2 protein-coding genes are annotated in these 945 nt (G+C 60.2%); one reads left to right on the top strand and one right to left on the bottom strand.

The genetic code is table 11. The annotated features are described in order from the left end of the window. Positions 1 to 498 (top strand): SDH family Clp fold serine proteinase (locus NW815_RS09485; RefSeq protein ID WP_414415945.1); only part of this gene is annotated, 498 nt, incomplete at its 5' end. Here the strand turns inward: NW815_RS09485 and NW815_RS09480 are convergent. Beyond that, a partial coding sequence (locus tag NW815_RS09480) for a J domain-containing protein (RefSeq protein ID WP_414415944.1) occupies positions 490 to 945 on the bottom strand: 456 nt, incomplete at its 5' end. The genes NW815_RS09485 and NW815_RS09480 overlap by 9 nt on opposite strands.

Below are 945 nucleotides of genomic sequence, written 5' to 3'. Positions count from 1 at the left end.
GGGGGGACGATGCTGGCCCTGGCCGCCGACGAAATCGTCATGGATGCCAATGCAGTCCTGGGGCCGGTGGATCCACAGTTGGGGGGGTATGCTGCCGCCAGTATTCTGCAGGTGGTGGCGGATAAACCCATTGCCGAAATCGATGACCAAACCTTGATCCTGGCAGATCTGGCCCGCAAAGCGATGCAACAGGTACAGAACTTCGTGCGGGATCTCCTGAAGGACGATGTGCCCAAGCGCAAAATTGCCCCCGAACGCATCGAGCCCCTCATCCAGTACCTAACCAGCGGACAAGTTACCCACGACTACCCGATCACTGCCGAAGAAGCCCAAAGGTTGGGCCTGCCCATTTCTACCGAGTTGCCACCCCAAATCTATGCCCTGATGGACTTGTACCCGCAGGCCACCATAGGCCGTCCTTCTGTACAGTACATCCCTATCCCCTATGATCCCCGCCCCGCTCTGCCCAGAGGGGGATCCCGCTCTGGCCTAGGGTGAACTCTTGGCGTAAGCTTCCATGGCTTCCAGGCGCAGCCCTCTTGCCCGGCGAAACAGCTCTTGTCCGGTGTGCAGGTGGCGATCGTCGAAGTTCAGGGGGAAATACTGCAGCTCCTCTAGAGCGTCCTCTAGGTGGTTGAGGGCGTAGTAGAGGCGAGAAGCCACTCCCCCCAGGCTGCTGGGATTGGGGAGGCGGCCAAAGATCTGCTGGGCTTGGGCCAGTTTCTGCGCACACTCTTCCAGATAGTCAGCAAAAGACTGCAACAGGTTGGGATCAAAGGGATCCGCCGCCAAAGCATGCAACTGAGGCTCTAGGGAAGACAGCAGGGGCCCCAAAACTCGGTTTAGGGGGGTGTAGACCTGTTGGATCCAGGCTGCGCGGGCGATGGCTTCGTGGCTGACGGTTTCACGGGGGGATCCCGTCGGCTGAGGGCGGGGTGAGGTGCG

The organism is Synechococcus sp. R6-7 (genome assembly GCF_047461695.1).
Taxonomy (GTDB): domain Bacteria; phylum Cyanobacteriota; class Cyanobacteriia; order Thermostichales; family Thermostichaceae; genus Thermostichus.
The sequence above is the reverse complement of the archived record's forward strand: the minus strand, read 5'-3'. Positions and strand labels throughout refer to the sequence as shown.